The sequence below is a fragment of the Nocardia sp. NPDC050718 genome, assembly GCF_040654235.1.
Classification (GTDB): Bacteria; Actinomycetota; Actinomycetes; order Mycobacteriales; family Mycobacteriaceae; genus Nocardia.
Genome location: NZ_JBFAHQ010000011.1, coordinates 42,787 through 67,916 on the forward strand (window position 1 = coordinate 42,787; position 25,130 = coordinate 67,916).

Sequence of the window (25,130 nt, forward strand, 5' to 3'; positions counted from 1 at the left end):
GAGTCTACTCGGCGAACAGATCGTCACCGACGATCGGCGTGAAGTGCTCGACCACGGGAAACGGGTCGTAGAAGTGGTGCAACAGTGCCCGCCAGCGCTGGTATTCCGGCGATCCACGGAAACCCTCGGTGTGGTCGGTCAGCCGCTCCCAGCGCACCAGTAGCAGGTAGCTGTCGGGCCGTTCGACGCACCGCGACAGCGACAGCCCGCCGAAACCGGGCATCGACTCGATGATCGGCGCGGCCTCGGTGAACGCCGCCTCGAACTCCGCGGCGAGACCGGGGCGAACGGGCAGCACCGCTTGTTCGATGATCACGCCGACCAGTCTGTCAGGACGCGTGGGTGTTGTTCGATCGACGATTCTGACCGAGACCGAGCTCACGATGACCCGACGGCTTGTCGCGGTACATCGCCAGGTCGGCGTCGTGCAGGACCGCCTCGGGGGTGCGGTGTTCGTGCGGCCCGAGCTCGGTGATGCCGATCGAGGCGCTCACCTCCAGCCGGTGCCCGCGGGCGATGATCGGCTCGGCCATCGTGGTCCGCAGCCGCTCGATCAGACCGGGCAGATCGGCGCGGTCGGGATGCCCGGACAGCAGGACCAGGAACTCGTCGCCGCCGAGCCTGCCGACCAGGTCCTCGGCGCGCAGCGCGCGCTGCAGGCGCTGGGCGACGATCTGCAGCACCGTGTCGCCGATCGCGTGGCCGAGGGTGTCGTTGATCGCCTTGAAGCCGTCGAGGTCGATGAACAGCACGGTGGTGACCAGGCTGCCGTCCTCGTCGGCCAGCGCGGCCGCGAGCTGGGACAGGATCAGCGAGCGGTTGGCCAGCCCGGTCAGCGCGTCGTGGGTGGCCTGGTACTCGAGCTGGCGCCTGCTGGCCCGGAACTCGGTGATGTCGGCGAAGGAGGACACGCCGGAGGAGTGCGGGGTGTCGGGGTTGAGCAGCCGGCAGTTGCACGACAGCCACACCTGCTGCCCGTCGGTGCGCTCCACGCCGAAGATGAACTGGGTGACGGCCTCGCCGGTCGCCAGGGTGTGCGCCATCGGATGCCGGGCCGTGGACATCGGCTGCCCGTTGCGGTCGATCAGGGCGAGCGGCAGTTCGTCGATGACGTGCCCGATCACCGGCGTGGCGTCGTCGATGCCGAGGATCCGCCTGCCCGCCGGATTGATCGACTCGACGCGGCCGCGCGGATCGACGACGAGCACGCCCTCCTCCAGCTGCGAGACCACCGTGGTGAAATGCGCCTCCGCCCGGCGCGCCGAGGCCTCCGCGGCCCGCTGGGCGGTCAGGTCGTGCACGACCACCTGGTAGGCGAGTGCGTCTTGCCACGCTGTGAGAACCGACACGGTCTGCACCGGCACCGTGCGGCCGTCGAAGCGCACCAGATCCATCTCGGTCGGCGGGGAGGCGGCACCCTCGGCGGTCAGCTGGGCGATCCGGTCCAGCATGGCGGGAATCGACTCGGGATGGACGAACCGGGTGATGGGCTGTCCGAGCAGGTCATCGGGGGTTTCCGCGCCGAGCAGCCGGACCATCGCGGGGTTGGCGAACACCACGGTGCCCGCCTCGTGCACGCAGATCGCGTCGGGCGTGTGTTCGACGAGCGAGCGGTACCGCTGGGCGAGCTGTTCGGCGCTCGCCGAGTCCGTATTGGTTTCTCCCACTGCGATACCCCCGATCTCGACCTGGTCTGGCGACGGCGAACAGGACTATTGTGGTGACCCTCGATCAGATCCGCGAGGAGCGATGTGAAACCGGACATGCGTCCTGGCGGCATGGTCCACCGTCCCGATTCTATGTCGATCGCGGGGATCGGTGTTGTCTCCGCCTTCGGCTGGGGCCGTGAAGCGCTGTGGCAGGGGGTCCTGGGCGGCAAGCCGTCGGCCCGGCTCTACCCCGGGTACGGCCCCGAACGGGACCAGCACGCCTGGGTCGGCCGGATCCCCGACGGCGGTGATCTCGCCCACGGTGCGGGCCTGTTCGGGCGCGCCGTGCACGCCGCGGCCGCCGAAGCCGTCGCCGACGCGCGGGCGCGCGGCTGGCGCGCGGCGGGGCGCACCGTCGGTCTCGTGCACGGGTTCACCCTGGGTGACGTCGCCGACTGGCGTGAGTTCTACCTGACCGACCACGGGCACCGGCGATCCCGCGACTATCTGCGGATGCTGCCGTCGACCCCCATCTCGGTGATCATGCAGGAATTCGGCTTCCACGGGCCCGCGATGAATGTCTCGGCGGCCTGCAGCACCGGGTCCGCCGCCCTGCTCACCGCGAAGATGTGGCGCGAGGCCGGCCTGGTCGACGACGTGCTGTGCGTCGCCACCGACGTCTCCGCGACGCCGGAGATGCTCGAACACTTCGTCCGGCTCGGCGCCGCGGTCGGTGCCGCCGACCCGTTCACGGCGTGCAGGCCGTTGCAGGAGGGCTCGCTCGGTTTCACGATGGCCGAGGCCTCGGTGGCGATGCTGCTCACCGACGCCGTCGACACCCCCTATGCCCGGGTCCTCGGCGGCGCGATGACCAACGACGCGTTCCATGTCGTCTCCGTCGACCCCGACCACACGCAGCTGGTCGGCTGCACCGAGCGCGCGCTGGCCGTGTCCGGGATCGCGGCGGCCGACGTGGACTACGTCAACGTCCACGGCACCGGCACCGGCCAGTGCGACGCCGCCGAACGCGACGTGCTGACCACCGTGTTCGCCGACCGCCCCGCGATCACCGCGCTCAAGCCGCTCACCGGGCACTGCCAGGGCGCGGCCGCGGCCGTCGAGGTCGCCACCATCGCCCTGTCCTACGACCGCGGCATCGCCGCCTCGGCACCGATCGTGGCGCCCGCGCACCCGCGGCTGCTGGACGGCCCGGCTCCGATGACCGGCGGTCCGACGGTGAAACTGTCGATGGGAATGGGTGGCAACAACGCCGCCGTCGTCCTCGGGCCCGCCTGAGCGGTCAGTCGCCCTCGCCCGCGTCCGGGCCGCCGGCCAGCGCGTAGCCGCCGGTGGTCGGCGAATCCTGCGGCAGTGGGACCGCCCAGCGCAGCTGGGTGCCCGGCATCTCGGGGTGGTTGCCGTCGTCGTCGGGGCGCTGCGCAGGCCCGATGTCGAAGTGCCCGCTCGCCTCCTGCGCGCGCTGTTCCAGATTGCGCAGCCCGCTGCGGATGACATGGTTGGGGATGCCCCAGCCGTTGTCGGTGACGGTGATCGTCAGGTCGTCGGCCACATCGATGACGATCGCGACGGTATCGGCGCCGGAGTGGCGCACCGCGTTGCTCACCGCCTCGCGCACCACCGCCTCGGCGTGATCGGCCAGCTGCGGGTCCAGCACCGACAGCGGACCCGACACCTGGATGGTGGCCCGCAACGCGATGTCGGCGGTCTGGCGCCGGATCGCCACCTCGAGCCGCTGCTGGAGTCCGGCGCTGTGGTCGGGGCCGCTGGCGTGCAGGTCGAAGATGGAGGTCCTGATCTCCTGCACGACCTCCTGCAGGTCCATGATCACCGTCGAGAGTCGTTGCCGCACTTCGGGAACCACGGCTTTGGGCAGGGTGGCCTGCACGGTGAGGCCGATGGCGAACAGCCGCTGGATCACGTGGTCGTGCAGGTCGCGGGCGATGCGGTCGCGGTCGGCGACGATGTCGAGTTCGCGCATCCGCCGTTGCGCGTCGGCCAGCCGGACCGCCAGCGCGGCCTGATCGCAGAAGGCCGCCGTCAGTTCCAGCATCTCGTCCGAATACGGGGCGAAACCGGGCGGCCGGATCGTCACCAGTACGCCGAGGGTGGCGTCGGGCGTGCACAGCGGTAGGACGAGCGCCGGTCCGGCGCCGGGCAATTCGGCACCGGGGAACTCGACGCCGAGCGGCACCGTCGAGACGTCGTCGAAGCGCAGCGGGGTGCGTCTGCTGAACGCGTCTCCCAGGGCGGTGCCGGCGATCGGGACGGTCTGCCAGTCCTGGCCCGCGTCGGGACCGGTCCACTGGGTGATCACCAGTTCCGAGATCTCGCCCGGCAATTCGTCCGGCACCGGCACCGAGGCCAGGAACGCCTGATGCGATCCGGTGAGCCCGCGGGCGTGGTCGACGACATGGGCGAGCACCCGGTCCGATTCCGTGCCCGCGAGGAACTCGGTGGCGATGTCGCGGGTCGCCTCGATCCAGGCCTGGCGGGTCCGCGCCTGTTCGTAGAGGCGCGCGTTGTCGACCGCGATCCCCGCCGCGGCCGCCAGCGCCAGCACCAGGACCTCGTCCTCCTCGGTGAACGGCTGGCCGTCGGACTTCTCGGTCAGATAGAGACTGCCGAAGACCTCGTCCCGAATGCGCACCGGCACACCGAGAAACGTGTGCATCGGCGGGTGTCCCGCCGGAAAGCCGATCGAGGAGGAATGCTCGGTGAGATCGTCCAGGCGCAGCGGCGCCTTCTGCGCGAACACCGCGCCGAGCACGCCGTGGCCCGCGGGCAACCGCCCGATCCGGTTGCGGATCTGGTCCGGCATGCCCTCGTCGATGAACTGCGAGACCTGCTGATCGTGGCCGCGGACCGCGAGCGCGCCGTAGCGGGCGTCGACCAGGTTCATCGCGGTGCGCACGATGGTGCGCAGGGTCTCGTCGAGATCCAGGCCCGCGGTGACGGTCAGCATGGCCTCGACCAGGCCGTCCATCCGGTCGCGCGAACCGATCATCACTTCGACGCGATCGGCCACCTCGCCGAGCAGCGCGCGCAGTCGCTGCTGGGAGACCGTCCGGCCCACCGAATAGCGGCCACCCCGACCGTCATTCGTCATCGCCGTATCCGTTCGCCGCGCCACCCCAACCGTCGAACGCAAAGTCTAGTCCGCAAGGTGGGGACTTTCGGCCCTTCACCGACAAGGGCCCCCATGGTGGCATAGGGCACCGGGAATAGGGATCGAGAAGTGGGGCAAGAGATGAATTCGTTGTCGACTACCCAGCACTGGACGACCGCCGCGGACCCGGAGCTCGCGGTGACCACCTGCGGCGAGGTACCACCCCAGGACGTCACCCGCGCGGTCCGCGCCATCACCCGCGTCATGCGCAGGCATCACCTCGACAGTCCGGCCCGCGTGCGCGTCACCGCGCCGCAGGGCTCCGACGAGCCGACCCTGGTGCAGGCCAACATCCGGACCAACGACACGCTCACCCGCGTGCAGGTCACCGGTCCCGGCGGCTTCGCCGTCACCTTCGCCGCCGAGCGGCTCGATCGTCAGCTGGCCCGGCGCGCGGGCAAGGAAGCGCGTGGCGCGTGGCCGGATCCGGCGCGGCGCCCGCTGGCCCAGATCACCGAGACCCGCCCGATCATCCGGCGCAAGGACTGCGCGCTGATGACCGGCACGCCGCTGGAAGCCAGCACCGTGCTGGACGCGATGGACTACGACGCCTACCTGTTCACCGATGCCCAGACGGGTGAGGACGCGATCGTCACCTGGGCCGATCCGCACGGTGTCAGCCTGGCCAGGCAGCGGCACACGGCCGCGGCGGGGGAGTCGGCCGAGCTGCCGCTGACCGCCAGCGCCATGCCGGTCCGCGTCGTCCAGGACGCCGCGCCGGTCTACGCCGAGGACGAGGCCTCCGACGTGCTCTGCACCGCGGGCCTGCCGTACCTGTTCTTCACCGACAGCCACACCGGCCGCGGCAACCTGCTCTACCGCCGCTACGACGGCGACCTGACGATCGTCGTCCCTTCTTGACGCGCACGGCTCGCGCCTGATCGCTACGGCTCGCGCAGCTTGGTCGCCAGCACGGCGGCCTGGGTGCGGCGTTCGACGCCGAGCTTGGCCAGCAGGCGCGAGACGTAGTTCTTCACCGTCTTCTCGGCCAGGAACATCCGCGCGGCGATCTGCCGGTTGGTGAGTCCCTCGCCGAGCAGCTCGAGTAATCGGCGCTCCTGCTCGGTGAGCCCGGCGAGCGCGCCGGAGGGCTCGGTGCTGCGGCGCAGCCGGGCGCGCAGGGCGTCGGCCGCGCGGGTGTCGAGCAGCGAGTGGCCGGCGCCGACCTGCTTGATCGCGTCGGCCAGCTTCATCCCGTCGATGTTCTTCACCACATAGCCGCTGGCACCGGCCAGGATCGCGTCGAGCATGGCGTGCTCGTCGGAGAACGAGGTGAGGATCAGGCAGCGCAGGTCCTCGAACTCGGCGAGCAGGTTGCGGCACAGCTCGATGCCGTTGCCGTCGGGCAGCCGGACATCGAGGACCGCCACATCGGGTCTGGCCTCGCGGATACGCACCATCGCCTCGGCCACGCCACCGGCCTGGCCGATCACCCTGAGTTCTGGATCACCTTCGAGCAGATCGATCAGGCCGCGCCGCACGATCTCGTGGTCGTCGACCAGGAACACCTCGAGCACGCCGGCTCCTTCATCATGTCGATCGCCCCACCCCTGCCGTCAAACATAATCCGTGGGCTGAAATCGTGGGCGCAGACCGGGAACTCGGCCACCCCGCCCCGACCCCGAGGCGGGGCAGGCCACCCGTCGGCCAGGCGCCGTCGCGCAGGCGACGACGGCGCAGGCCACGGCGCCCGACCAGCGGAACAGGAGGGGTCGCGACCGCGAGCGGGTCAGCGCTCGAACATTTCTGTCGGTGGGTCGGCCTAGCATGGCGAGCGGGGGTTCATGTCCGGTCGGCGGATGACGATGGAGAAGGGATTCACCAGGTGGCGGAACGCCTCACTGTGCGCGGAGCTCGGGAACACAACCTGAAAGGTGTCGACCTCGATCTGCCTCGTGACAGCCTGATCGTGTTCACCGGTCTGTCCGGTTCCGGGAAGTCGAGCCTGGCGTTCGACACGATCTTCGCCGAGGGGCAGCGCCGCTACGTCGAGTCGCTGTCGGCCTACGCGCGCCAGTTCCTCGGGCAGATGGACAAGCCCGATGTCGACTTCATCGAGGGCCTCTCGCCCGCGGTGTCGATCGACCAGAAGTCGACCAACCGCAACCCGCGGTCCACGGTCGGCACCATCACCGAGGTCTACGACTACCTGCGCCTGCTCTACGCGCGCGCGGGCACGCCGCACTGCCCGGTGTGTGGTGAGCTGATCGCCAAGCAGACGCCGCAGCAGATCGTCGACCAGGTGCTGGCGATGGAGGAGGGGCTCAAGTTCCAGGTCCTCGCGCCGGTGGTGCGGACCCGCAAGGGCGAGTTCGTCGACCTGTTCGACCAGCTCAAGACCCAGGGCTACTCGCGCGTGCGGGTCGACGGCGTGGTGTATCCGCTCACCGATCCGCCGAAGCTGAAGAAGCAGGAGAAGCACGACGTCGAGGTCGTCATCGACCGGCTCGCGGTGAAGTCCGCGTCCAAGCAGCGGCTCACCGACTCGATCGAAACGGCGCTGCGGCTGGCCGACGGCATCGTGGTGCTCGACTTCGTCGACCGCGACGAACACGCCCACGACCGGGAACGCCGCTTCTCCGAGCGCCTGGCCTGCCCGAACGGCCACGCGCTCGACATCGAGGATCTCGAGCCGCGCTCGTTCTCGTTCAACTCGCCCTACGGCGCCTGCCCCGACTGCACCGGTCTCGGCATCCGCAAGGAGGTCGACCCGGAACTGGTGGTCCCCGATCCGGAGCTGAGCCTGGCCGAGGGCGCCATCGCGCCGTGGTCGCGCGGGCAGACCGCCGAGTACTTCAACCGGCTGCTGTCGGGCCTGGCCGAGTCGATCGGCTTCTCGATGGACACCCCGTGGCAGAACCTGCCCGCCAAGGCCCGCAAGGCGGTGCTCGAGGGCAGTTCCGACCAGGTGCACGTCTCCTACGTCAACCGGTACGGCCGCAAGCGCTCCTACTACGCCGATTTCGAAGGCGTGATGCCGTTCCTGCACCGGCGCATGGACAACACCGAGTCCGAGCAGATGAAAGAGCACTACGACGGCTACATGCGCGACGTGCCGTGCCCGGTGTGCCACGGCGCCCGCCTGCGCCCGGAGATCCTGGCCGTCACGCTGGCCGCCGACGGCGCCGACAAGTCGATCGCCGACGTCAGCGACCTGTCGATCGGCGAGTGCGCGCACTTCCTCAACTCGCTGACGCTGGGGGAGCGCGAGGCCGCGATCGCCGGTCAGGTGCTCAAGGAGATCCAGGCGCGCCTCGGCTTCCTGCTCGACGTCGGCCTGGAGTACCTCACGCTCTCGCGCGCGGCCGCGACCCTGTCCGGCGGTGAGGCGCAGCGTATCCGGCTGGCCACCCAGATCGGGTCCGGCCTGGTCGGCGTGCTCTACGTGCTCGACGAGCCGTCGATCGGCCTGCACCAGCGCGACAACCGCAGGCTCATCGAGACACTGCTGCGCCTGAAGAACCTGGGCAACACCCTGATCGTGGTCGAGCACGACGAGGACACCATCCGCGCCTCGGACTGGGTCGTCGACATCGGCCCGCTGGCCGGCGAGCACGGTGGCCGGGTGGTGCACAGCGGCCCCTACACCGAACTGCTCGCCGAACCCGAATCACTCACCGGCGCTTACCTTTCCGGCCGGGAGCAGATCGAGGTGCCGATGGTGCGCCGTCCGATCGACAAGAAGCGCAGGCTGACCGTCGTCGGCGCCACCGAACACAATCTGACCGGCATCGACGTCGCGTTCCCGCTCGGCGTGCTCACCTCGGTCACCGGCGTCTCCGGTTCGGGCAAGTCGACCCTGGTCAACGACATCCTGGCGACGGTGCTGGCGAACAAGCTCAACGGCGCGCGCCAGGTGCCAGGCAGGCACACCAGGATCAACGGCCTGGACCACCTGGACAAGCTGGTGCAGGTCAACCAGTCGCCGATCGGGCGTACGCCGCGCTCGAACCCGGCCACCTACACCGGCGTCTTCGACAAGATCCGCACCCTGTTCGCCTCGACCACCGAGGCCAAGGTCCGCGGGTACCAGCCGGGCCGGTTCTCCTTCAACGTCAAGGGCGGCCGCTGCGAGGCGTGCTCGGGTGACGGCACGCTCAAGATCGAGATGAACTTCCTGCCGGACGTCTACGTCCCGTGCGAGGTGTGCCATGGCGCCCGCTACAACCGCGAGACGCTCGAGGTGCACTACAAGGGCAAGACCATCGCCGAGGTCCTGGACATGCCGATCGACGAGGCCGCGGTGTTCTTCGAGCCGGTCACCTCGATCCACCGGTATCTCAAGACGCTGGTCGAGGTCGGGCTCGGGTACGTGCGGCTCGGCCAGAGCGCGCCGACCCTGTCCGGCGGCGAGGCCCAGCGCGTGAAGCTGGCCGCCGAGCTGCAGAAGCGCTCGACGGGGCGCACCGTCTACATCCTCGACGAGCCGACCACCGGCCTGCACTTCGAGGACATCCGCAAGCTGCTCAAGGTGATCAACGGGCTGGTCGACAAGGGCAACACGGTGATCGTCATCGAGCACAACCTCGATGTCATCAAGACCTCGGACTGGGTCGTCGACATGGGGCCAGAGGGCGGGTCCGGTGGCGGCACCGTGGTCGCGACGGGCACGCCGGAGGACGTGGCCCAGGTGTCGGGCAGCTACACCGGACAGTTCCTCAAGGAGGTGCTGGCGGCACCGGCACCGGCGAAGAAGACAGCGAAGAAGACGGCCGCGAAGGCGGCTCCCGCCGCGAAGAAAGCGCCTGCTGAGACGGCTGCGGCCAAGCGGCTGGCGCGAAAGGCGGCCGCGCTGCGCTGAGTCCGGATAACCTCGCGCGCGGGGACTTTCCGAAAACGCGACAAAGTGAAACACCTGTGGGTAGCATTCGCCTCACCGTTGCCGGAATACCGGACAGTAACGGTCAGTCGAACCGGCATCCAGTGGTGTCTCGTGCCCGTGGGCGGCGCGATCGCGGGTGTCGTGCAGTACGAAAGGAACGTCCCCATGGATGAAGCCACCACGGCGCTCATCGGCCAGATTCTGTCTTTCCTCAGTGGCGGGTCCTCGCTGGCCTACACGCCCACCAAGCCGACTGCCTGAGTCGGGCGGAATCGAAAGGAACCACTGAGCATGGAAACCGGAAGCGCCGGCCTCGCCAGCATCTTCACCGCTCTCGCCAACGCGATCGCCTCGGGTTCGGCCATCGCCGTGACCCCGGGCACGCCGCCCACCACGACCCCCACGGTCTGAGAGCGGCCCCGTAAGCCTCTGTAGAAAAAGATCCGCCGGCGCTGCTGCGCCGGCGGATCTTTTCGTCTGTGTGAGACCGGCTCAGTACACCGGCCCGGTGTACTTCTCGCCCGGCCCTGCACCCGGGGCGTCCGGCACCGAGGAGGCCTCGCGGAACGCGCGCTGCAGCGCCTGCAGGCCGTCGCGGATCGGGCCCGCGTGCGGTCCGAGGTACTCCACCGACGCGGTGACCAGCCCGGCCAGCGCGGTGATCACCCGGCGGGCCTCGTCGAGGTCGACGTGCTCCCCGGAGTGCGGGTCGTCGGCGGCCAGCCCCAGCTTCTCCGCGGCCGAACTCATCAGCATCACGGCGGCGCGGCTGATAACTTCGACGGCGGGGATGTCGGCCAGGTCGCGCACGGGGGGATCGAGCTCGTCAGTCATGCCGACAAGGCTATAGCGGCCCCGATGGGGGCTGTCGGTGCCAGGCCGATTCGGCGATAGCCGAATGCGATGCTAGACTTTCCGCTGACGACCGCCCCTGGTTGTGTCATGCAGCTCTGGGGCAGATAAGTGGAGCCCGACTCCCACCGTTGCCGACGAGCAATCGTACTCCGGCAATCGGTCCCGGTCACCCGCCCGATGTGGCGGGTTTCCTGTGTGCTTGCCACGCAGGGGTCGACAGCGAGCTCGTGAGGGCATCGGCTGTGGGCGATCGGTCGACATCGGGCCCCGTCGCGGAGAAATACCGCAGCGGGGCTTTCGTGTTGAAACAGGGGTTGCAGTTATTGCATGCGGTCGTTATGACGACACCGCTTGACCTAGGAGGCCCCATCAGCACTGAGACCCGCATCAACGATCGCATCCGTGTTCCCGAGGTTCGTCTGATCGGACCCGGCGGCGAACAGGTTGGGATCGTGCGTGTTGAAGATGCACTACGCGTCGCGCTCGAAGCCGATCTCGACCTGGTCGAGGTGGCACCCGATGCCCGTCCGCCGGTCTGCAAGATCATGGACTACGGCAAGTTCAAGTACGAGACGGCGCAGAAGGCGCGCGAGTCCCGGAAGAACCAGGTCCAGACCGTGATCAAGGAGCAGAAGCTCCGCCCGAAGATCGACGACCACGACTACGAGACCAAGAAGCGCAACGTCGTTCGCTTCCTCGAGGCCGGGTCCAAGGTCAAGGTCACGATCATGTTCCGTGGTCGTGAGCAGTCGCGACCCGAGCTCGGTTTCCGGTTGCTTCAGCGTCTGGCCTCCGACGTCGCCGAACTCGGTTTCGTCGAGACCTCGGCCAAGCAGGACGGCCGCAACATGACCATGGTCCTCGCTCCCCACAAGGGCGCGAAGACGCGGGTGAAGGCACAGCAGGAATCGGCCCCGGCGCGTCCGTTGCCGACCGGTCCCGCCAGTGCCGAGCCGGCTGCGCTGGTCGAGACCCCGGCGCCCGCCGAGCAGGCCGCGCCGGCCGACCCGCAGTAACACCGATTTCAACGACTAGATAGAGGAATCCATGCCGAAGAACAAGACCCACAGCGGCGCCAAGAAGCGATTCAAGGTGACCGGCAGTGGCAAGCTGCTTCGCGAGCAGGCGAACCGTCGCCACCTCCTGGAGCACAAGGCCACCCGCCGGACTCGTCGTCTGGAAGGCACGGAGTCCGTCGCTGCCGTCGACGCCCCCCGCGTGAAGCGGCTGCTCGGTCTCGCCTGAGACCGTCGCAACCTGACGATTCCGCGGCCGGGACAACCGGACGCCGACAACTACCGAACTCGGGCGCCGTCGCGCCCCCAGATGATCAAGGACTGAAAAGTGGCACGCGTCAAAAGGGCCGTCAACGCTCAGAAGAAGCGCCGTTCCATCCTCGAGGCCTCCAAGGGCTACCGGGGCCAGCGCTCGCGCCTGTACCGCAAGGCCAAGGAACAGCAGCTCCACTCGCTGACCTACGCCTACCGCGACCGCAAGGCGCGCAAGGGTGACTTCCGCAAGCTGTGGATCGCTCGTATCAACGCCGCCGCGCGTCTGAACGACATCACCTACAACCGCTTCATCCAGGGCCTCAAGGCCGCTGGTGTCGAGGTGGACCGCAAGATCCTGGCCGAGCTCGCCGTCTCCGACGCCGAGGCCTTCGCCGGCCTCGTCGCTGTCGCCAAGGCCGCGCTGCCCGCCGACGTCAACGCCCCGGCCACCGCTGCCTGAGCTTGACGACACACAGCGATCTGTCGGAACGACCCGTGGACGCGCTCTCCGAGCGCAATCCGCGGGTCGTTTCCGCTGTCAAGCTCCAGCGCGCCGCGCAGCGCCGCAAGACCGGCCAGTTCCTGGCCGAGGGCGCCAATGCCGTGACCGCCGCGCTGGAGACCGGCCGCGTCTGTGAGCTGTTCTATTCGGTCGCGGCCGCCGGGCGCGAGACCGCGCTGATCGCCGGTGCCGCCGCCGACGGCGTGCGCACCACGCTGGTCAGTGATCGCGCCGCCGAGCATCTCGGCGAGACCGTCACCGCGCCGGGTCTGGTCGCCGTGTGCGACCTGATCGATGTGCCGTTGACCGACGTCCTCGAGCGCGGACCGCGGATGCTCGCCGTGCCGGTCGAGATCGCCGAACCCGGCAACGCGGGCACCCTGATCCGGGTCGCCGACGCGGTCGGTGCCGATGGCGTGGTCCTGGCGGGGGATACCGTCGACCCGCACAACGGCAAATGCGTCCGCGCCAGCGCGGGCAGCCTGTTCCATGTGCCGATCGCGCGCAGTCGCGACATCGGCGCCACCCTGGACGCGATCTCCGCGGCGGGCGTGACCATCCTGGCCACCGCCGCCAACGGTGAGGTCGATCTGGACTCCGCCGACGAGATCCTCGCGGGCCCGGTCGCCTGGCTCTTCGGCAACGAGGCCCACGGCCTCGACCCCGCCGTCGCGGCGCGGGCCGATCACCGTATCCGCATCCCCATCCACGGCCGGGCCGAGAGCCTGAATCTCGCTGCCGCCGCGGCGATCTGCCTCTACGCGAGCGCGCGCGTCCAGCACGCGCGCTAGTGCCGCCTCAGCAGTGCGGGTCGATGCTCTCGCGCATGTCGTCGAGAATCTCGGTGGCCCAGGGGAGCGGGATCGCCGCCGCGCCCGCCACCTGCATGGCGGTCATGATCGTGAGCAGCATGCCGCTGGCGACGAAGCGGCGTGATTCGGTGGTGTCGGCGCCGGTGAGTTCGCCGATCAGCCGGTAGATCCGGCCGAAGCGTTCGCGCATGTGCTCGCCGATGGTGGGATCGGCGCTCGCGGCGGCCCCGTGCAGCAGGTTGAGGGGGAGGACGCGTTCCTCGAGGAAGACCTCGTAGGCCTTGCCGAGCGCCTGCAGCGCCGTGGCGGTGTCGGCGCCGGGCTCGATCTCCGCGCTGCGGAAGACCTGCTCGATGCGGGCGCAGACCTCGTGCAGGACCGCGATGAACAGCTGCTGCTTGGTGCCGAACAGCCGGATCACATAGGGTTGGGATACCCCGGCCAACCGGGCGATCTCGTCGGTTTTCGTTGCGGCATAACCGGATTCGGCGAATGCCTGGACGGCGGCGGCGAGCACCTGGGCGCTGCGCTGCGACGCGGTCATCCGCGTTCTGGTCGTGCCGTCCATCCGGTTGTCCACCTCCTGGTCAGTCCCCTTTCACTTGACATGTTATCAGCCGATGCATAACCATTGAGCGTAGTTATCAGTGAATAACAACCAAGGGGCTCGGAGAGATGACGCAAACACTCGATCCAGGCGGCACGTCCACCGCCGAGACGCCGCCCGCCGCGGGTGCGAAGGCCAAGCCGCTCGGTGCGGTCATCGCCGCGGTCGCCGTGCCGATGTTCATGGTGACGCTGGACAACCTCGTCGTGACGAACGCTCTACCGGTGATCAAAACCGAACTGGGAGCGTCACTTTCGGACCTGCAGTGGTTCGTCAACGCCTACACGCTGTCCTTCGCCTCACTGCTGCTGACGGCGTCGGCGCTGGGTGACCGGATCGGGCGGCGCCGGGTCTTCCTGGCCGGTATCGCGCTGTTCGTCGTCGCCTCGGCGGCCTGCGCCATGGCCACCGAACCGTGGATGCTCATCGCGGCGCGCGCCGTGCAGGGTGCGGGCGGCGCGGCCGTGATGCCGTTGTCGCTGACCCTGCTCGCGGCGGCGGTCCCCGAGCGGATGCGCAGCGCCGCGATCGGCATCTGGGGCGGGATCGCGGGCCTGGGCATCGCGGTCGGTCCGGTGGTCGGCGGCGCGGTCGTCGACGGGCTGAACTGGCAGTGGATCTTCTGGCTGAACGTTCCGGTGGGCCTGCTGGCGATGCCGTTCGCGGCGCGCATGCTCGGTGAGTCCTTCGGCGCCGCGCGCAAGCTCGATCTCGTCGGTCTGGTGCTCTCGGCGGGCGGCGTGCTGGCCCTGGTGTGGGGCGTCATCCACGGTGCCGACGACGGCTGGACCGCACCGGCCGTGCTCACCGCGCTGATCGGCGGCGGTCTGCTGCTCGCCGTCTTCGTGGTCTGGGAGAACCGGACCGCCGATCCGATGCTCCCGCTGCACATGTTCGCCTCCCGTGGCCTGAGCCTGAGCTTCCTCGTCTCCTTCGCGTTCTCCGCCGGGGTGTTCGGCGCGATCTTCCTGCTGGCCCAGTACTTCCAGGTGGTGCAGGGTTACTCGCCGCTCGAATCGGGCATCCGCACGATGCCGTGGACGATGGTTCCGATGGTCGTCGCGCCGCTGGCCGGTCTGGTGATCGACCGGGTCGGACCCCGGCTCCTCATCGCCGCCGGGCAGGTCTGCCTCGCGCTCTCGCTGGCGTGGATGGCGCTGATCATCACCGTCGACCTGCCCTACATCAACTTCGTCGCGCCCTTCGTGCTCGGCGGGATCGGCATGGGTCTGACCTTCGCCCCGTCCTCCACGATCGTGATGGACAGCGCCGCCCCCGACGACCAGGGCATGGCCTCCGGTATCAACAGCACCGTCCGCGAGGTCGGCGTCGCCATGGGCATCGCCATCCTGGCCTCGGTCTTCGCCTCCTACGGCGCCTACACCGACCCCCAGTCCTATGTCGACGGGCTCGTCCCCGCGGTCTGGGTCGGCGCGGGCCTGGTCGCCGTCGCGGCCGTCATCGCGGTCTTCCTGCCCCGGCACGCGACCAGGGCTGCCTGATCCCGCGGCGCTGGTCCGCGTGCCGTCCGGTGCGCGGACCAGCGCCGTGTCCGCCTGGTCAGCGCCGATCGGCGCCGGTCGACCCGACCGGCACGGCGAGGACCTGCCGCGGATCGTCGTAGACGATGACGCCCGGTGTATCGGTGTCGAGCCGGGCCCACGCGATCCCGTGCTCGTCGAGGATGTCGAGATAGCCACCGACCCGGTCGATCGCGTCCGCGGCCGTCGAGGTGAACCACGCGCTCGCCCGCGGGTGCAGCCGCCGACCGTCGGATTGCCGGTGCGGCGCATAGGGATTCACCAGGTGCGTGGTCAACCACTCGTTGCCGACGCGCCGGAACCGCTCCTGCGCGACCGTCAACCGCCCCGCCGCCGACAAGCCGTCCACCAGCGCGAAGACACCGGGAAACCGCCCCCACCGATCCGGATGAGCCATCTGGAACCGCACATACAACCGGGGTACGCAGGGTTCGGCCCGCCGGGCCCGTGTGGCCCGGTTCGCCCACGATCGTCCGGGTCCGGGTGTTCCCGGCTCGACGGGACCGTCCGGGCACGACCGGAACTCCAGGCTCCGGGGTGGTCGGCGGCTGGACCCGACGCCGAGACCCGACCGGCCCAGCCCGCTCCCCGCCGCGGTGCTCCGGGTCCGTGACGTCGGATCGGCCGTCAACCGAGGTCCTCCGGTCGAGGGGAGGCGCCCTGGTCTGGCTCGGTTTCCCGCGGCCCGATCGGTCGCTGGGGGCAGGGGCCCGCTGCGCGGGGGAAGGGACGGTGGCGGTGGCCCCGGATGCCCAGTCCGCACAGGGCCAGTCCGCTGCCCGGGGCCGTCCGGCGGGTGCGGGGGCCCGGGGGTGGGGTCGAATCGCAAGTCTGTTCCGGCATCGAGTCGTCCTGTTCTCGAGTCGAACACGCTGATGTGTATGAACGGTTGGACGGGACTCGAAGCGATTCGGTTCCCACGATTTCGCGGCGAGTCGCCGATCTTGGTCGAGACCCGGGGAAGGCCGTCTGACCTGGACTTGTCGGTCCATATCGGGACCTTCCAGCGCGCACTAGCACGGTCTCGATCGCGCCGCCGGTAATCCGGATGAATCGCGCGAAGCCGATCCCATAGGATTTATGCAGCACCGATACGGGTAGGCAATGACGCACCCGTGAACCGATCCCCAGGGGAGAGTCGAACGATCGTGGCCGACGACAACAGTGGAGTCGAGCAGAACGCCTTGCTGACCGAGGAGGCACTCGCGGCAGCGGCAGCGGAGGCCGAGAAGGCGTTCGCCGCTGCGGCTGATCTGGATGCGCTGGCGGTCGCCAAGACCGAGTACATCGGCGGTAAGTCGCCGATCGCGCTCGCTCAGCGCGGCTTGGGCACGCTGCCCAAGGACGAGAAGGCCGACGCGGGCAAGCGGGTCAACGTCGCCCGCAAGCGCGTGTCCGACGCGTTCGATGCGCGCCGCGCCGCGCTGCTGGAAGAGCGCGATCAGGCCGTGCTGGTGGCCGAGAAGATCGACGTCACGCTGCCCGCGCGCCGTCAGCCGGTCGGTGCCCGCCACCCCATCACCGTCATCTCCGAGCAGATCGCCGACGTGTTCGTCGGCATGGGCTGGGAGGTCGCCGAGGGTCCCGAGGTCGAAACCGAGCACTTCAACTTCGACGCGCTCAACTTCCTGCCCGACCACCCGGCGCGCACCATGCAGGACACCTTCCACATCGCCCCGGAGGGTTCGCGCCAGGTGCTGCGCACGCACACCTCCCCGGTGCAGGTGCGTTCGATGCTGGAACGCGAGCTGCCGATCTACGTCGTGTGCCCCGGCCGCACCTTCCGCACCGACGAACTCGACGCCACCCACACCCCGGTGTTCTCCCAGGTGGAGGGTCTGGCCATCGACAAGGGCCTGACCATGGCTCACCTGCGCGGCACCCTGGACGCGTTCGCGCGCGCGCTGTTCGGCCCCGACACCCGAACCCGTATGCGCCCCAACTACTTCCCGTTCACCGAACCCTCGGCCGAGGTCGACGTGTGGTTCCCGGACAAGAAGGGCGGCGCGGGCTGGGTCGAGTGGGGTGGCTGCGGCATGGTCAACCCGAAGGTCCTGATCGCCAGCGGCATCGATCCCGAGGAGTACTCCGGGTTCGCGTTCGGCATGGGCATGGAGCGCACGCTGCAGTTCCGCAACGGCATCCCCGACATGCGTGACATCGTCGAGGGTGACGTGCGGTTCACCCTGCCCTTCGGTATCCGGTCCTGAGAGAGAGCGAAAAGTCACGTGCGAGTAGCGCAGTCCTGGCTGACCGAGATCCTGCAGCGCACCACCCCGGAATGGTCGGTGTCCGCCGAAGAGCTCGACGCCGGTTTCGTCCGCGTCGGCCTGGAGGTCGAGGAGGTCGACAAGCTCGAGCCGATCGGTGGTGACATCGACAAGCCGCTGGTCGTCGGCCGGGTCGCCGAGATCACCGAGCTGACCGAGTTCAAGAAGCCGATCCGCTTCTGCAAGGTCGACGTCGGCAACCCCGAGCTGCAGGAGATCGTCTGCGGCGCCCGCAATTTCGCGGTCGGCGACCTGGTGGTCGTGGTGCTGCCCGGTGGTGAGCTGCCGGGCGGGTTCAAGATCTCCTCCCGCAAGACCTACGGGCACACCTCCAACGGCATGATCTGCTCGGTCGCCGAACTCGGCATCGGCAAGGATCACGACGGCATCCTCGTGCTCGAGCCCGGCTCGGCGCAGCCGGGTGACGACGCGAATGTGCTGCTGGGCACCGACGACACGATCATCGAGCTCAACATCACCCCCGACCGCGGCTACTGCTTCTCGGTGCGCGGCCTGGCCCGCGAGCTGGCCTGCGGCTTCGACCTCGAATACGCCGACCCCGCCGTGCGGACGCTGCCCGACGGCGACGCGACGGCCTGGCCGGTACGGCTCGAGGCCGACTCCGAGTGCACGCGGTTCGGCGCGCGGCGGGTCACCGGGATCGACCCGAACGCGGTGAGCCCGCTGTGGCTGCAGCGCAGGCTGATGCTGTCGGGCATGCGCCCGATCTCGCCCGCCGTCGACGTCACCAACTACGTGATGCTCGAACTGGGCCAGCCGCTGCACGCCTTCGACGCGGCGAAGCTCAACGGCGGCTTGGTCGTTCGCTCGGCGCACAAGGGCGAGACCCTGCGCACCCTCGACGACACCGAGCGCACGCTCGACGCCGAGGACGTGGTGATCGCCGACGATTCCGGCGTCGTCTCGCTGGCCGGTGTGATGGGCGGCGCGAGCACCGAGGTCGGCCCGGAGACCACCGACGTGGTGCTCGAGGCCGCGACCTGGAACCCGCTGCGGGTGTACCGCACGGCGCGCAGGCACAAGCTGGTCTCGGAGGCGGGCAAGCGCTACGAGCGCGTCGTCGACCCGGAGATCAACATCGTCGCGCTCGACCGGGCGGCGACGCTGCTGGCCGAGATCACCGGCGGCACCATCGAAGCCATGCTCACCGACATCCGGGTGCCGCTCGCGCCGGTCGCCCCGATCGCGATGGACATCGACCTGCCCGACCGCGTCGCCGGCGTCACCTACCCGGCGGGTACCGCCGTGCGCAGGCTCGCCCAGATCGGCGCCGGAGTCGAGATCGAGGTCAACGACGCGGGCAAGACCCAGCTGCTGGTGACCCCGCCGAGCTGGCGGCCCGACCTGGCCCAGCCCGCCGACCTGGTCGAGGAGGTGCTGCGCCTGGAGGGTCTCGAGCAGATCCCGTCGGTGCTGCCGTCCGCGCCCGCCGGTCGCGGTCTGACCGCCGCGCAGAAGCGGCGCAGGGCCGTGAGCCGGGCACTGGCCTTCGCCGGTGGCGTCGAGGTGCCCGCGCCGGTGTTCCTGCCCGCCGGGGTGTTCGACGTGTGGGGCCTGGACGCGGGCGATCCGCGCCGCAACACCACCCGCGTGCTGAACCCGCTCGACACCGAGCGGCCCGAGCTGGCGACCACCCTGCTGCCCGGTCTGCTGGAAGTGGCCGCCCGCAACATCTCCCGCGGCGCCCGCGACCTCACGATCTACGGCATCGCCCAGGTCGTGCTGCCCGGCGCCGGGACCCACGCGGTCGAGGCACTGCCGGTGGACCGGCGCCCCACCGACGAGCAGATCGCCGAGCTCACCGCGTCGCTGCCCGCGCAGCCGGTGCACGTGGCCGCGGTGCTCAGCGGCAAGCGCGACCCGCGCGGACCCTGGGGCCCGGGCCGCCAGGCCGAGGCCGCCGACACCTTCGCGCTGGTCGACGCCGTCGCCGACGCCGCCGGTGTCACCGTCGAGCGCCGGGCCGCGGTGCACCTGCCGTGGCATCCGGGCCGCTGCGCGGAACTGGTCGTCGACGGTGTCGTGGTCGGCCACGCGGGCGAGCTGCACCCGGCCGTGCTCGAGCGTGCCGGTCTGCCGCCGCGCACCTGCGCGCTGGAACTCGACCTCGACGCGCTGCCGCTGACCCAGGCCCGTCCGGCGCCTACCGTGTCGGCGTTCCCCGCCGTCCTGCAGGACGTGTCGGTCAGCGTGGAGAAGGCCGTGCCCGCCGCGAGCGTCGAAGCGGCGCTGCGCACCGGCGGTGGTGACCTGCTCGAGGACATCGCGCTGTTCGACGTCTACGAGGGCGCCCAGGCCGGGGCGGGCCGCAAGTCCCTCACCTACGCCCTGCGTTTCCGCGCCACCGACCGCACCCTCACCGAGGACGAGGCCAGCGCCGCGCGCGATGCCGCCGTCGCCGCGGCGGGCACCGCGGTCGGCGCCGAACTGCGCGGCTGATCCACCGCGCGAAGGCCGCCCGGCATCCCGCCGGGCGGCCTTCGTCGTTCCTCCGGTCAGGACACCAGGTTCTTCCGCAGTTTCATCAGGGTCCAGCCGTCGAGCCCGAGTCCGTCGGTGAGGTACTTGCCGAAGTCCCCGAACTTCTCGTCGATCTGCGCGAGCGCGACCTCGAGGTAGTCGTCGCGGACCTCCTGCAGGGGAATCAGCAGATCCGGGTTCTGCATGATGCCCGCCTGCTTCAGCTGGGCCCGCAGTGCGGCGTCCGCCGCCGCCCGGTACTGGTTCGACAGCAGGTAGTCCTGCCGCGCCACCGATTCCGGCACGCCGACGGCGCGCAGGGTCACGTAGGACAGCCAGCCGGTCCGGTCCTTGCCTGCGGTGCAGTGGTACAGCGTGGCGTTCCCGGTGTCCGCGAGATCGCGGACCGACTGCCCGAACTTCCCCAGCGCGTCGGGGGTGAAGAAGTTGAGGTAGACGTTCTGCATGATCTGCTCGGCCTTGCCGTCGCCCAGCATGTTCTGCTGCTGCACCGGGTCCTTCGACGAGATCGCCTGGTACATCTTCACGAACATGCCGCCGTCGTCGATCGGCCGGGCCACCAGCGCGGCGCCGGCGGGCAGCTTGTCGGCCCCCATCGACTGGATCTCGGCCGGGGTCCGGAAGTCGATCACCTTCCCGACCTTCAGCGCCGCCAGCTTCTGCAGATCGGCATCGGTCAGCTTGGCGAGCGCGTCGGCCCGAACGAGCTTGCCGGACTTGACTTTCGCCCCGTCGTAGGTGACGTACCCACCCAGGTCCCGGACATTGGCGGCGCCCTGCAGGTCGATCCGGGTGGGCGCGCCCCCGCCGGGGGCGGCGTCGGCGGTGCCGACCAACCCCACCGCCACCAGCCCGACGGCCATCAGCGGCACGGATACCAACGACAACAACGACTTCCGCTTCCGCGTTACAACTGAATTGCTCATTCGCGAGACGCTAGGGGCGCCCGGCTGCCCATCCGCTGCTTCCCGGAACGGGGCACCGTCCAACAGGACTCGCGACCCGGTCACCGAGATCGGGTGTTTCACCCCGCCGCCGCGACCGCGCGGCTTGGGCGGGGCGAGTGGGCGGGCTAGGTTGGCAGGTGTGTCGATGATGAAAGGCGCCAATGTCGCGGTCCCCGCTGCGGCCGTCCGCGTCGAACTCGGGTGGCGGTCGGGGGCCGGGGTGCCCGACGCCGACGCGTCCGCGCTGCTGCTGGCCGGTGCGAAGGTGCGCTCCGACGACGACTTCGTCTTCTACAACCAGGCCGTGCACCCGTCGGGCGCGGTGCGCCACGAAGGAAAACAGCAGGGCGACATCGTCGTCGACACGCTGTCGGTGAACCTGGTCCAGGTGGAGCCGCAGATCGAGACGATCGTGCTCGCCGCCTCCGCCGACGGCGGCACCTTCGGACAGTTCCACGGCCTCTACATCCGGGTGCTCGACGCGGCCACCGGCGCCGAGGTCGCCCGCTTCGACAGCACCGGGGCCACCACCGAGACCGCCTTCGTCCTGGGTGAGCTGTACCGCCGCCAGGGCGCGTGGAAGTTCCGCGCCGTCGGCCAGGGCTACGACTCCGGCCTCGCCGGCCTGGCCACCGACTTCGGCATCACCGTCGACGACGCCCCCACTCCACCCCCGCCCCGACCGCAACCGGCCCCACCGCACTTCGCGCCCGCCCCGCAGCCGTACCCGCCGGCCGGGCAACCCTCCGCGCCGCCGACACAGCCGTTCGCTCCGGCCGAGCCGAACCAGCCGCAGCCGTACGCCCCGCCCTCAGCGCCACCGGTGAACCTGGGCAAGGTCTCGCTCACCAAGGAAGCGCCTTCGGTCTCGCTCACCAAGCACGGTGCCACCGGTGGCGTCATGCGGGTCAACCTCAACTGGACCTCGATGGCCGCCTCCGGTCGCCTGTTCGGCAAGCTGCGTGGCAAGAACATCGACCTCGATCTGTGCTGCTTCTTCGAGCTGGTCAACGGTGCGATCGGCTCCGTGCGCGCGCTGGATCGCCGGTTCGGCGCGCTGTACGAACCGCCGTTCATCCACCTGGACCAGGACGACCGCACCGGCGCCAGCATCACCGGCGAGAACCTCTCGATCAATCTGGACTACACCCGGTTCTTCCGCCGCATCCTGGTGTTCGCCTCGATCTATGACGGCGCGAGCGATTTCCGCGGCGTGCACGCCACCGTCACCCTGCATCCGGCGAACTCGGCGCCGATCGAGATGACCCTCGACGGCTGCACCGACAACTCCCGCGACGCCGTGCTCGCCGTGCTGGAGAACGTGAACGGCGAGCTGGTGGTCCGGCGCGAGGGCACCTTCGTCCGGCCGCCGGCCGGTCAGCCGGGCGGCGGCGTCGTGGAGATCGCCCGGCTCTACCACTGGGACTTCGGTTTCCAGGCGGGCCGCGGCAAGTGATCCGACATCCCGCGACCCGGGTCATGAACGCGCTGGTCTACCACCCGGACAAGCATGTCGCCCAGACCCCCGCCGCCTTCGGCCTCGACTACCGCGACCTCACCATGCGCACCGCCGACGGCGTCGACGTGCACGGCTGGTTCGTGCGCGCCGACCGCCCGCGCGGGCACATCCTCTATGCCCACGGCAACGCGGGCACCATCGGCGACCGGGTGCCGATCATCGCGCTGCTGGTCCGGGCCGGATTCGACGTGCTCGCCTTCGACTACCGCGGTTTCGGCCACAGCACGGGCGCGCCGGGCGAGCAGGGCACCTATCTCGATGCCAGGGCGGTCCGCGCCGCCCTGCTCGACCAGCCAGGGGTCGACCCGGAGCGGGTGCTGTACCTGGGCAAGTCGCTCGGCGGCGGCGTCCTGCTCGAGCTGGCCACCGAGCATCCGCCCGCGGGCCTGCTGCTCATGTCGACCTTCAGCAGCATGCGCGCGGCGGCCCGGTCGGTCTATCCGTTCCTGCCCGCGCCGCTGATCCCGAACGCGTACCCGAGCCTGCGCCGGATCGCCGAACTCCGCGTGCCGGTGCTGATGTTCCACGGCGACCGGGACGAACTGCTCCCGTTGCGCCACGCCGAGCGGCTGTTCGCCGCGGCCGGGGAGCCGAAGGAATTGGTCGTCGTCCCCGGCGCGGGCCACAACGACGTCATCGACGCGCTGGGCCCGGCGTGGCCCCGGCGCATCGTCGCGTGGACCGACACCTTCCTGGCCTGATCTCCTGGGCCTGTCGCACCGGTCTGCGTAGCCTGGCGGTATGAGCGAAACGAGCGAGATCCTCGGTCACCTGGCCGCGCTGCCGGACGCCGAACTGGTGTCGGTGCTGCGGGCCGCCGTCGCCGGGCGGCCGGGCCTCGGCGCCGTCGCCGCCGCGCTCGCCCAGGTCGAGGCCGGTCATGCCGAGACCGGTGGCCCTGTGACTCTGGACACGGATGTCCTGGACGCCGATGTGGTGTCCGTCGCATCGGAGCAGGTCGGAGGCGCCATGCCGGTACCGCCGGTACCGCATGGCCTGCCCGGAACGGCCGCACCCACTGCGACCGGCGGGTATTCCACTTCCGGAGTACCGACTTTCGACGCGGTTCGCGATAAGGTCGAGCAGCGCTTCGGCACCGCGCAGGGAATGGGTGAGCTCGACCGGCAGACCCCCGCGGGTCGCAGTGCCGACGAACAGTGGGAGGCGCGGGAGAAAGCCGCGCGCGAGCGTCTGGACCAGATCCGGAAATCGATGCAGCGCAACGATTCCGGAGCCGACGACAAGTAGCCGCAAGGTCTCCCGTCCGATGCAACGACCGTGATGGGTGGACCCGATGACGCAGGCGCGCCAGATCGCCGAACGACTACTCGACGCGCAGGTCGAGTTCCTGCTCGCCGAGGTGACCGGCGAACGGTTCGCCGAGGTGATCGCGCGCGACGTGGCCGCGGTGCTCGCCGTCGGCGACACCATCGTCTTCGGTGACGTGGTCTCGCTCGAACAGGGTGAGGAGACCGTCGCGACCGTCTTCGACCGCATCGGCGGCAGCCCCGTCATCGCCGACACCGTCGGCATCTTCTCCGACGCGATCTACGACCACATCGCGGCCAACACCGAGTACACCCTCGGCGACGTCGTCGACCGGGAGCCGGTGGAGGCGCTGCTGGAGAAGATCTTCGGCATGCACCAGGCCCAGGAGCGCATCCTGGACCGGCTCACCGAGAGCCCGCTGGTGGCCACCGTCGCGGCCCGCTTCGTCGACAAGCTGATCGGCGATTTCATGCAGGCCAACCGCGAACGCGCCGAGAAGATCCCCGGCGTCTCCTCGCTGATGTCGCTGGGCCAGTCCGCCGCGAACCGCGCCAAGAAGGTCGCCGACAGCACCTTCGTGGGTGACCTCGCGGGCAAGGGCGCCCTGTTCGCGCTCAAGCGCACCAACAACGCCATCCGCGACATGCTGCGCGACGCGCCGGTGCACTCGGCGGCCATGGAGTTCTGGGACCTGCACGCCGACGAGCCGGTGGCCGGCCTGCGCGAGTACCTGACCCAGAAGGACCTCAACGAACTGGTCCAGATCTGCTACGAGATCGCGGTGACGACCAGGGAGAAGGAATACTTCGGCATGCTCGTGCGCGAGTGCGTCGAGGTGTTCTACGACAAGTACAGCAAGCACACGCTCTCGGCGATGCTGCCCGAGCTCGGCCTGAACGCCGAGGACGTCGCCACCGAGATCCTGCGCTACGGTCCCGCCGTCATCGAGTCGGCCAAGCGCAACGGTGTGCTGGCCGGGCTGATCCGGGAGCGGCTCGAGCCGTTCTTCTTCTCCGAGCAGGTGCTCGGCATTCTCGCCGGCGAGTAATCACCGTTCGGTCTCGAAATTCCGGAATGACCCGGGGATTCGTATTTCGTCTCGCTATCGTTCATTTCGGAGCGGTTGACGCGCGCGCGTTTTCGGTCGAGCACCGGAAACGCGTCGCCGGAAATGTGGGCGGCGTCACGGCCGCTATCAGTCGCTATGTGTCGCGCATCGAACGGGCCGGTCACGCAATTGCGGTGGGGGCTGTGAGCTTTCGGACACAGAAAGCCCCGTTGATTTCCGGCATGTTGAGATCAGTGCACGAAACACGTTCTTACGCTGTCCCGGATTGACCCTGCCGTCCGGGCAGTGCAAGTTGACACCTGACTTTC

General features: G+C 69.6%; 22 protein-coding genes. 14 read left to right on the plus strand and 8 right to left on the minus strand.

Going from position 1 to position 25,130, the window contains the following annotated elements; translation table 11 throughout:
• Nucleotides 1–4: 4 nt before the first annotated feature.
• Nucleotides 5–316: an antibiotic biosynthesis monooxygenase gene (locus AB0H54_RS31545; RefSeq protein ID WP_355281581.1), complete on the minus strand. Its 312-nt coding sequence runs from the start codon at nucleotides 314–316 to the stop codon at nucleotides 5–7.
• Between the two features lie 13 nt (nucleotides 317–329).
• Nucleotides 330–1,667 carry a diguanylate cyclase gene (locus AB0H54_RS31550; protein WP_357350410.1) on the minus strand — a complete coding sequence of 446 codons (1,338 nt, stop codon included), beginning with the start codon at nucleotides 1,665–1,667 and terminating at the stop codon, nucleotides 330–332.
• 132 nt (nucleotides 1,668–1,799) lie between these two features.
• On the opposite strand from AB0H54_RS31550, the gene AB0H54_RS31555 reads away from it, so the two are divergent.
• On the plus strand, nucleotides 1,800–2,945 hold the full coding sequence (locus AB0H54_RS31555; RefSeq protein ID WP_357350412.1) for a beta-ketoacyl synthase N-terminal-like domain-containing protein: 1,146 nt from the start codon (nucleotides 1,800–1,802) through the stop codon (nucleotides 2,943–2,945).
• 4 nt (nucleotides 2,946–2,949) lie between these two features.
• Here AB0H54_RS31555 and AB0H54_RS31560 read toward each other — a convergent pair whose 3' ends face one another.
• Nucleotides 2,950–4,776 carry a GAF domain-containing protein gene (locus AB0H54_RS31560; protein WP_355281590.1) on the minus strand — a complete coding sequence of 609 codons (1,827 nt, stop codon included), beginning with the start codon at nucleotides 4,774–4,776 and terminating at the stop codon, nucleotides 2,950–2,952.
• Between the two features lie 141 nt (nucleotides 4,777–4,917).
• Between AB0H54_RS31560 and AB0H54_RS31565 the strand changes: the two genes are divergently transcribed.
• On the plus strand, nucleotides 4,918–5,697 hold the full coding sequence (locus AB0H54_RS31565; RefSeq protein ID WP_357350415.1) for a hypothetical protein: 780 nt from the start codon (nucleotides 4,918–4,920) through the stop codon (nucleotides 5,695–5,697).
• 23 nt (nucleotides 5,698–5,720) lie between these two features.
• Here the strand turns inward: AB0H54_RS31565 and AB0H54_RS31570 are convergent, their stop codons facing one another.
• Nucleotides 5,721–6,353 (minus strand): response regulator transcription factor, encoded by a 633-nt coding sequence (locus tag AB0H54_RS31570; protein WP_110040453.1) that lies wholly within the window; start codon nucleotides 6,351–6,353, stop codon nucleotides 5,721–5,723.
• Between the two features lie 308 nt (nucleotides 6,354–6,661).
• Here AB0H54_RS31570 and uvrA point away from each other — a divergent pair, with 308 nt between their 5' ends.
• The gene (gene uvrA / locus AB0H54_RS31575; RefSeq protein WP_357350417.1) at nucleotides 6,662–9,637 is read left to right on the plus strand and encodes an excinuclease ABC subunit UvrA; all 2,976 of its coding nucleotides are present in this window, start codon (nucleotides 6,662–6,664) and stop codon (nucleotides 9,635–9,637) included.
• Nucleotides 9,638–10,150: 513 nt separating this feature from the next.
• Here uvrA and AB0H54_RS31580 read toward each other — a convergent pair.
• On the minus strand, nucleotides 10,151–10,492 hold the full coding sequence (locus AB0H54_RS31580) for a DUF1844 domain-containing protein (protein ID WP_355281600.1): 342 nt from the start codon (nucleotides 10,490–10,492) through the stop codon (nucleotides 10,151–10,153).
• A gap of 359 nt (nucleotides 10,493–10,851) precedes the next feature.
• On the opposite strand from AB0H54_RS31580, the gene infC reads away from it, so the two are divergent.
• The 4 genes from infC to AB0H54_RS31600 all read left to right on the plus strand — a co-directional run bounded on the left by infC (nucleotide 10,852) and on the right by AB0H54_RS31600 (nucleotide 13,077).
• Nucleotides 10,852–11,529, plus strand: a complete 678-nt coding sequence (infC, locus tag AB0H54_RS31585) for a translation initiation factor IF-3 (RefSeq protein WP_355281839.1) — start codon at nucleotides 10,852–10,854, stop codon at nucleotides 11,527–11,529.
• Between the two features lie 31 nt (nucleotides 11,530–11,560).
• Complete coding sequence (gene rpmI, locus AB0H54_RS31590; protein ID WP_218716546.1) at nucleotides 11,561–11,758, plus strand: 50S ribosomal protein L35; 198 nt, start codon at nucleotides 11,561–11,563, stop codon at nucleotides 11,756–11,758.
• Between the two features lie 99 nt (nucleotides 11,759–11,857).
• Entirely contained in the window at nucleotides 11,858–12,244 is a 387-nt protein-coding gene (rplT, locus tag AB0H54_RS31595) for a 50S ribosomal protein L20 (RefSeq protein ID WP_019046423.1), read from the plus strand.
• Between the two features lie 35 nt (nucleotides 12,245–12,279).
• Entirely contained in the window at nucleotides 12,280–13,077 is a 798-nt protein-coding gene (locus AB0H54_RS31600; protein WP_357350420.1) for an RNA methyltransferase, read from the plus strand.
• 7 nt (nucleotides 13,078–13,084) lie between these two features.
• On the opposite strand, the gene AB0H54_RS31605 is transcribed toward AB0H54_RS31600, so the two are convergent.
• Entirely contained in the window at nucleotides 13,085–13,666 is a 582-nt protein-coding gene (locus AB0H54_RS31605) for a TetR/AcrR family transcriptional regulator (RefSeq protein WP_357350422.1), read from the minus strand.
• Nucleotides 13,667–13,773: 107 nt separating this feature from the next.
• Between AB0H54_RS31605 and AB0H54_RS31610 the strand changes: the two genes are divergently transcribed.
• Entirely contained in the window at nucleotides 13,774–15,207 is a 1,434-nt protein-coding gene (locus tag AB0H54_RS31610; RefSeq protein WP_357350424.1) for an MFS transporter, read from the plus strand.
• Between the two features lie 58 nt (nucleotides 15,208–15,265).
• On the opposite strand, the gene AB0H54_RS31615 is transcribed toward AB0H54_RS31610, so the two are convergent.
• Nucleotides 15,266–15,643, minus strand: a complete 378-nt coding sequence (locus AB0H54_RS31615) for a hypothetical protein (protein WP_357350426.1) — start codon at nucleotides 15,641–15,643, stop codon at nucleotides 15,266–15,268.
• A gap of 751 nt (nucleotides 15,644–16,394) precedes the next feature.
• On the opposite strand from AB0H54_RS31615, the gene pheS reads away from it, so the two are divergent.
• On the plus strand, nucleotides 16,395–17,456 hold the full coding sequence (gene pheS, locus AB0H54_RS31620; protein ID WP_357350428.1) for a phenylalanine--tRNA ligase subunit alpha: 1,062 nt from the start codon (nucleotides 16,395–16,397) through the stop codon (nucleotides 17,454–17,456).
• Between the two features lie 18 nt (nucleotides 17,457–17,474).
• Nucleotides 17,475–19,976 (plus strand): phenylalanine--tRNA ligase subunit beta, encoded by a 2,502-nt coding sequence (gene pheT, locus AB0H54_RS31625; RefSeq protein ID WP_357350430.1) that lies wholly within the window; start codon nucleotides 17,475–17,477, stop codon nucleotides 19,974–19,976.
• Nucleotides 19,977–20,032: 56 nt separating this feature from the next.
• Here the strand turns inward: pheT and AB0H54_RS31630 are convergent, their stop codons facing one another.
• The gene (locus AB0H54_RS31630; RefSeq protein ID WP_357350432.1) at nucleotides 20,033–20,905 is read right to left on the minus strand and encodes a tyrosine-protein phosphatase; all 873 of its coding nucleotides are present in this window, start codon (nucleotides 20,903–20,905) and stop codon (nucleotides 20,033–20,035) included.
• 205 nt (nucleotides 20,906–21,110) lie between these two features.
• Here AB0H54_RS31630 and AB0H54_RS31635 point away from each other — a divergent pair, with 205 nt between their 5' ends.
• From AB0H54_RS31635 to AB0H54_RS31650, 4 genes are read left to right on the plus strand one after another with little or no spacing between them, the layout of a single operon-like run.
• Nucleotides 21,111–22,421, plus strand: coding sequence for a TerD family protein (locus tag AB0H54_RS31635; RefSeq protein ID WP_357350569.1), 1,311 nt, complete (start codon nucleotides 21,111–21,113; stop codon nucleotides 22,419–22,421).
• Entirely contained in the window at nucleotides 22,418–23,185 is a 768-nt protein-coding gene (locus tag AB0H54_RS31640) for an alpha/beta fold hydrolase (protein WP_357350434.1), read from the plus strand. Before AB0H54_RS31635 ends, AB0H54_RS31640 begins: the two co-directional genes overlap by 4 nt.
• Nucleotides 23,186–23,225: 40 nt before the next feature.
• Nucleotides 23,226–23,732: a hypothetical protein gene (locus AB0H54_RS31645; RefSeq protein WP_357350436.1), complete on the plus strand. Its 507-nt coding sequence runs from the start codon at nucleotides 23,226–23,228 to the stop codon at nucleotides 23,730–23,732.
• A gap of 46 nt (nucleotides 23,733–23,778) precedes the next feature.
• Nucleotides 23,779–24,801 (plus strand): hypothetical protein, encoded by a 1,023-nt coding sequence (locus AB0H54_RS31650; RefSeq protein ID WP_357350438.1) that lies wholly within the window; start codon nucleotides 23,779–23,781, stop codon nucleotides 24,799–24,801.
• The last annotated feature ends 329 nt before the right edge of the window (nucleotides 24,802–25,130 follow it).